General features: G+C 35.7%; 7 protein-coding genes. 2 read left to right on the forward strand and 5 right to left on the reverse strand.

Annotated elements, in window-relative coordinates:
- Window positions 1-25 precede the first annotated feature (25 nt).
- From E0F91_RS05495 to E0F91_RS05505, 3 genes are all read right to left on the reverse strand, one after another.
- Window positions 26-2368, reverse strand: coding sequence for a M28 family peptidase (locus E0F91_RS05495; RefSeq protein WP_132065337.1), 2343 nt, complete (start codon window positions 2366-2368; stop codon window positions 26-28).
- Window positions 2369-2464: 96 nt separating this feature from the next.
- A complete protein-coding gene (locus tag E0F91_RS05500) occupies window positions 2465-2815 on the reverse strand; it encodes a hypothetical protein (protein ID WP_132065322.1) in 351 nt (116 codons plus the stop codon).
- Entirely contained in the window at window positions 2812-4341 is a 1530-nt protein-coding gene (locus E0F91_RS05505; protein WP_132065323.1) for a bifunctional GNAT family N-acetyltransferase/carbon-nitrogen hydrolase family protein, read from the reverse strand. Before E0F91_RS05505 ends, E0F91_RS05500 begins: the two co-directional genes overlap by 4 nt.
- Before the next feature lie 184 nt (window positions 4342-4525).
- Here E0F91_RS05505 and E0F91_RS05510 point away from each other — a divergent pair, with 184 nt between their 5' ends.
- Window positions 4526-4849, forward strand: a complete 324-nt coding sequence (locus E0F91_RS05510; protein WP_132065324.1) for a single-stranded DNA-binding protein — start codon at window positions 4526-4528, stop codon at window positions 4847-4849.
- Between the two features lie 79 nt (window positions 4850-4928).
- On the opposite strand, the gene E0F91_RS05515 is transcribed toward E0F91_RS05510, so the two are convergent.
- Both E0F91_RS05515 and E0F91_RS05520 read right to left on the reverse strand, forming a co-directional pair.
- Entirely contained in the window at window positions 4929-5828 is a 900-nt protein-coding gene (locus E0F91_RS05515; RefSeq protein WP_132065325.1) for a histone deacetylase family protein, read from the reverse strand.
- A 73-nt stretch (window positions 5829-5901) separates the two neighbouring features.
- On the reverse strand, window positions 5902-6531 hold the full coding sequence (locus E0F91_RS05520; protein WP_132065326.1) for a chloramphenicol acetyltransferase: 630 nt from the start codon (window positions 6529-6531) through the stop codon (window positions 5902-5904).
- A 180-nt stretch (window positions 6532-6711) separates the two neighbouring features.
- Between E0F91_RS05520 and E0F91_RS18170 the strand changes: the two genes are divergently transcribed.
- The coding region (locus tag E0F91_RS18170; protein ID WP_132065327.1) for a helix-turn-helix domain-containing protein at window positions 6712-6964 on the forward strand (253 nt) is incomplete at its 3' end.

The raw sequence follows: 6964 nt of genomic DNA on the forward strand, positions 1-6964 counted from the left end.
TGAATCTGCGGTTATTATTTAGAAACTATCTCGGGTCACCGCTCAGAGGTAGATTTTTCAAACTATCATTTATGACACGAATTAATGCCTTACGATAGGGCTTAACAATTACTGAATCTATAACAGGTGTCGCAACCGCGGGACTTACTTTTATTTTTTGTCTAATGACCACCGCATCGTTTAAAACAAAAGGAGTTGGCATCATCCAGTTTTCTCTTTTAGTTATTTCAAATAATGGGTTTGACACTAAATCAAATGAACTTTCTAACAGTTCCATGTCGAATGCAGTTGAAACATTAAAACTAAATTGCATTTCTAATGGTGCGTTTCCAACTACATAATAACTTACTATTTTTTTCCCTTTTCGCTGATAAAGTGAATTTTTCTGACCTAAAGTACTTACGCCATTCGCTTTGAAATTATGAAGTGCCATTTTCTCATTGGCAAAAACATCATAGCGATTGACGTTTCTGTTCGGGGAAATTTTTATTTTCACATAACGTTGATTGCCTACAATTCGGTCCTCTAAAAATTCAATACTTGGTTTTCGAAGGTCTTTTTTAGGGGCATTCGCAGTGTATGTAAAACCAGAATTGTATTTGCTGAACAAAGGAGTTTCGTTCAAGTTGGTTGCTTTTTTTGGGTTTTCACCCAAATAGCCTTTAGTCCAAGAGTCTAGATTAATATCGTAAGTTGCCCAACTCGCTTGGTCCGTGTCGGCATTATAGACGTATAATAAGCTGTTGGATTTGGCTTTTCCAAATTCATAACCGGATTCGGAGTGTGCTTTTGCAAAAAAGCCAATGGAAAGCAAAAGTAGTAGTATGGACCAGATTCCCTTTTTGGCGAAAGCCCCAAAAACGGGAAGCAGTAAACCAAAAGTAAGTACCGTAAGAATAGCACTTCCAAAAAGCACTTTTAATCCCAAACCAATTGGGAACATTTGGATAAAAGGTGCTATTATCAGTAAAGCAGGAATACTAAAAAGGAGATTTACTGATTTGTTTGATTTTTGAGTTACAATAAAAAGTCCAAAAACACATAGTCCAAAGTACACCGGAATAATCAAAAATCCTGCTCCGGGTAGAACAAAAGCTAGAACTCCGTTGATGATAATCCATAAAAACAATGGCGCTACATAGTGATTGATTGTTACTTTTCGCGCTGAGAATAAATGATAAAAAACCATGCTTATCGCTAAAGATAATAGTACAAAAGCAGCAATGTAAGCATGCCCGTTATAGGTAAATCCGTTGAGCAAATCGTTGTATTGCGGATAGATGATTAATAAGCATTTCCACCCAAAAAAAGTGATTAATCCAGATCCAAATAAAGAACCTAACAGCGGTATAAATCCTTTGACTATTTCCCTAAAAGATAAAATACGTTTGGCTCTTCCTAAAAATAGCAAGAAAATAAACAAGACCAATGCGATCACTACCATAGGTAAAACCCAGCTAAAAGGATAATTTATAAAAGTATATGGAATAGTAAAATAGACATAATCTTCACTGGATTTTGTGGTGTTTAAATCAGTGTTTGAGAAATAATTTAATAACGGGATCAAATAAGACCCTTGATGTGCTAACGTGTTTTTGTTCAAATGATGAATGTCATCTTGGGCAGTATGATAATTAAAATGATCGTCAATAAATGCAAAATTATACCCTTGAATATTGCCTTGTTCTCTGAAAACGGTCAAATCGGTATCGTTAGGTAACATTTTATAAATGCTGTACATCAAGGAATTGGATACTGGAAAAGTGGTTTTTGCAGCAGCGAACTCTTTGACTAATCCTGCATTTCCTTTGTTGGTTTCCATCAGCATGTAACTCGGTCCGGAAGAGCCACGAGCTTCAAAATTAAGCACCAAGCCCACTTCCTTTGCCCATTGATGTTGGGTTACAAAAAGCGCAGCGCCATTTAACCCTAATTCTTCAGCATCTGAAAACAGAATAATTATGTCGTTTTTGTGCGGTGTTTTATTGTACAAAAAAACACGAACACTTTCTAATATTGTTGCAACACCAGAACCCGCATCGCTGGCTCCTCGAGAATAGGAATGTGGTGCGCTGTCATAATGGGACAGTAATAATAATGCTTTGGAATTATTGGAACCTTTGATTCGGGCCAAGATATTTTTGGACTTAACGAGATTTCCCCAGTCGCTAAGCGTATATCCTTCCTGAATGGATGTTTCCAGTCCTAACTTGTTTAACTCTCTAATAAGATAGTTTGCAACCACTTCATGATTTTGTGAACCCACAAAATGCGGTTTTTTGGAGATGGCTTCTACTTGGTCAAGAGCTCGTTTTGTCGAAAATTCAGTAAGAGAACCTTCTTCATCTGAAGTCCATTGTGGCATCATTGTAAAGTAAATTAACCCCAGAATTGTGAAGATAAATAAACCGGCAAAAATTGAAAAATAATCTTTTTTCATGATAAGTTAGGTAGATTTTGGGCATTAAATGTCTTTTTTGACCAACATATAAAAATCATTATCTAAGACCATATAGCCTTGATCATACAAGAAATAGTAGGTATTTCCTGTTTTAGTGTTGAGGATATTGGTAAAAAATTCAAAATCAAAACCTTTGCTTAATAATTTTGCCCTTGTGGTTTTTGATTTTCCATCGGTGTTAAGTTCAGATAGAATGCGGTAATTTTTGCGCAACTTGTTGTTGATGTTGCGCATAAAATTAGTACTGTCTTTGTTTATTTTATTATTGAAAGCGTTACGACAACCGTCGCTACAAAACTTTTTGTCTTCCCGTCCTACAATCTTTTCTCCACATTCTAAACAGGTTTTATTCATGGATTTATCTTTTTGATGTCGTATAGATCAGTTCTACGATCTTTTAGAATGCGGACGCTTCCATGTTCGTGAAGTTCTTTCAGTAAGTCTAAATCTACGTCTACAATCAGTGTCATTTCCGTATTTGGAGTGGCTTCGGCTTTAATTCCGTTACTTGGAAAAGCAAAGTCAGAAGGAGTAAATACTGCTGATTGTGCATATTGAATGTCCATGTTGTTCACCTTTGGAAGATTACCCACACAACCAGCTATGGCTACGTAACACTCATTTTCTATCGCTCGGGCTTGTGCGCAGTGTTTGACTCTGGTATACGCGTTTTGAGTATCAGTTAAGAACGGTACAAATAAAATATTCATTCCTTCATCAGCCATTAATCTGGAAAGTTCTGGAAATTCAACGTCGTAACAAATCATGATTCCTATTTTTCCACAATCGGTGTCAAATGTTTTAATTTGAGATCCGCCCGTCATTCCCCAATGTTGTACTTCGTTTGGAGTAACGTGAATTTTGGCATACATCTCTGAAGTTCCGTCTCTTTTGCAAAGAAAACCAACATTGTACAACGTACCATTTTCTAAATACGGCATGCTTCCTGTAATGATGTTGATGTTGTACGAAATAGCTAATTCTTGAAAACGTTTGTGAATCGGTTCCGTATGCTTGGCCAATTCCCGTATTGCATCAGCTTCTGATAAATGATTGTAATCCGCCATTAAAGGTGCGGTAAACAGTTCTGGGAACAGTGCAAAATCACTTCCATAGCCTGAAACGACATCTACAAAAAATTCGCATTGTTCGAACAAAGCTTCTAGATTATTTAGTTGACGCATCTGCCACTGCACCAATCCCAAGCGGATGACGCTTTTTGCGAGATTTATTAGTTTTGGACTTTCGTCAAAATAAATATTATTCCACTCTAATAAGACGGCAAATTCCTTAGAATCAGTATCGCCTTCCAGATAATTTTTCATTACCCGAATCACGTGAAAATCATTACTCAACTGAAAAGAAAGAACTGGATCATGTAGTTCTTTTCTTTTTACTTTTTCAATATAGTTTTTTGGAGTAAGCGTATCGGCATGTTGTCCGTAATTAGGAATTCTTCCCGCAAAGACAATTGCTTTAAGATTCAGTTGCTCACACAATTCTTTTCGAGCGTCATACAATCGTCTACCAAGACGCAGTCCTCTGTAATTCGGATGAATAAAAACATCTATTCCGTATAGCACATCTCCTTTTGAATTATGTGTTGAAAAGGTGTATTTTCCAGTTATATCAGAGTAATTGTGATTTTTGTCGACTAAACTTTCATCAACAATTAGAGAAAGTGCTGAGCCAACCACTTTTCCATCCACAAGAATTACTAACTGCCCTTCGGGAAAAATACTTAATAATTTTTCGATATGATGTTCTCGCCAATAGGATCCTACCATTTCCGGATAGGACTCTACCATTGAATTTTTTAGTTGCTTGTAATCTTCAAATTCTAAATTTCGTAATTCTACTTTATTAATTTTGGCCTGCATAAAAATTTATTTTTACCAAATATAACGATTTTATTTCCATTTACAAACGTTTACAAGTAGTTACAACCGAAAGTAAATAGTTAGCAACCGAATAAAGTTTTGAACCTGTCACATCTTTGCAATGTTGATTCGAAAGAACGTTTTAACAAAAAACTATAAACACTAATATATAAATTTACACGCCATGAAAAACAGAGTACAATTAATCGGAAGAGTAGGTCAAGATCCTGAAGTAAAAACATTAGACGGAGGAAAAAAATTAGCAACCGTGAGCATAGCCACAAATGATGTCTATTATAAAGAGAACGGTGATAAAGTGGAGCAAACGGAATGGCATCGGGTTACTGCTTGGGGAAAAACTGCTGATATTATTGAAAAATATGTGATTAAGGGAAAGGAAATTGGTATCGAAGGAAAGCTTACTCATAGAAGTTATGAAGATAAAAACGGCGAAAAACGCTTTGTAACTGAAATCGTTGCCAATGAGGTGTTGCTTTTAGGAAAATAGAATCAATCTTTTAATTGCACGGATTTCTCCAAAGGAAGTTCGTGCATTTTTTTGATCCATTAACGGTCTGAAAAGTTTTTTAAAAAATATCTCTTGCCGCTCTATAGGTATTGGCATGTGCTTCTATAATCGTTTTTATATCAGGAGAGTAGCCACCACCCATAGAAACCTGCACAGGAATTTGATGTTTTGAACAAAGTTCAAAAACCAGTTCATCTCTTTTTTTACAGCCCTCCACGGAGCAGCCTAGCTTCCCTAATTTATCCGTAGCTAGAATATCAACTCCTGCTAAATAAAAAATAAAATCGGGCTTTTGAGTTGCTATTAACTTTGGAATTACACTTGCAATGGTCTGCAGGAATTCCTCATCATTTGTACCATCATTAAAAGCAATATCTAAATCAGAGGTTTCTTTTTTGAAAGGATAATTGGTTTTACCATGCGTAGAAAAAGTAAATACGTGCGGATTGTTCTGAAAAATGGCAGCCGTTCCGTTTCCTTGGTGTACATCTAAATCAATGATTAAAATCTTTTTGGCTAGTTTGTGATCCAACAAAAACTGAGCAGCAATGGCTTGATCATTGAGCAAACAAAAAGCTTCTCCATGAGTAGAGAAAGCATGATGTGTTCCTCCTGCAATATTAAACGATACTTTTGTGTCAAATGATTTTTGAGCACCAATAATAGTTCCTTGAGCGATCGTTAATTCTCGTTCTACGAGTTCCTTAGAAAGTGGAAATCCGATTTTTCGTGCTGCTTTCGCATTTAAGGTCAGATGCAACAAATCATTTACATATTCTTGCTTGTGAATGGCTAAAACTGGGGCTAAATCACTTATTTCAGGTTCAAAAAAATCAGTTGTTGTAGCTGTTCCTTCATAAATTAATTGCTGTGGAAGCAATTCGTATTTCAGCATAGGAAAACGATGTCCTTCTGGCAAAGGATGCTGGTATATGGGATGAAAAGCTATTGGAAACATAAAGGTTTTTTTTAAGATCAATCTTGAACAATGGTGTAAAAATACGAGGAGGTAGGGTTTTCAATCCTGTTTTTTACTGATTCATCAACTCTTGGAAACAATCCACAAATTGACCTACATGGAAACCGTCCATCAAGGCATGATGCACATGAACAGACATGGCCATGGTTCTTTTTCCGTTATCAGCAATTTTCATTTTTCCAAAAGAGATTTTAGGACAGCTATCTGGAAATGTATAACTACGGGCATGGGATAACGAGCTAAAATCCAGCCAAGGAATCGCCGAAAAGTGAATGACATTATCATCGGCAAAGTTTCGGGTAAAAAGTCCTGTCGTGGTCTGTATTCGTTCTATTTCTTTGGTGCTACTTGCTGCGAAAACTAAAAAATCAGAATTGTATTCCATTAAAGAAAATCCAAAACTGCCATCTTCACGGCCAATGGTGGCCGAAGCATTAATTTGATCACAAACGTATATTTGATCATCAGCAATTCGATACCGAAACGATTCAATTGTGTTTGCTGCTCTTAAGGTGTGGTATAAATAATAACTGAAAAAGGAGGTCTTTAAGATTTTTGCTGAAGCATAAGCTTTGGTACAATCAATTTCGACGGTGGCACCAAAAAAAGGTTCTTCAAATTGTTTAAAGAATTCAAAATGTTCTTTTCTGTTCCAATTTTCTAGGTCTAAAAGTGTTCTCAAGAGGATAGGATTTTAATTTTTTCAAAAGTACTTCTAATCTTCTTAAACCCGAAATTCATTTCAACAACTTTTTATGCCTAAAATCAAAAATAGGATTTAATCTAAATAGAAATTAACCATAAAAAAAGCCCTAAAAGTACACTGCCCCCAAAAAGTTAGACACTATTTGGGGGCATTTTTATGGAAAGAAAAGTCAAGTATGAATACACATTTAAGCTTGAATGTGTAGAATTAGTTATCAAACAGCACAATTCCTGTGTATCTGTAGCTAATAAAAAGATGGTTCATAGATCCAGTATTAAGAAATGGGTTAGATTATACAATTATTATGGTGAAGATGGATTAATACCAAGGAAGAACCGTAGTTATAGTGATGCATTTAAATTCAATGTTTTACAATCAATTCAGAAAGATTCTTTGTCATTATTGGATA

This window comes from Flavobacterium sandaracinum, from assembly GCF_004349135.1.
GTDB lineage: Bacteria > Bacteroidota > Bacteroidia > Flavobacteriales > Flavobacteriaceae > Flavobacterium > Flavobacterium sandaracinum.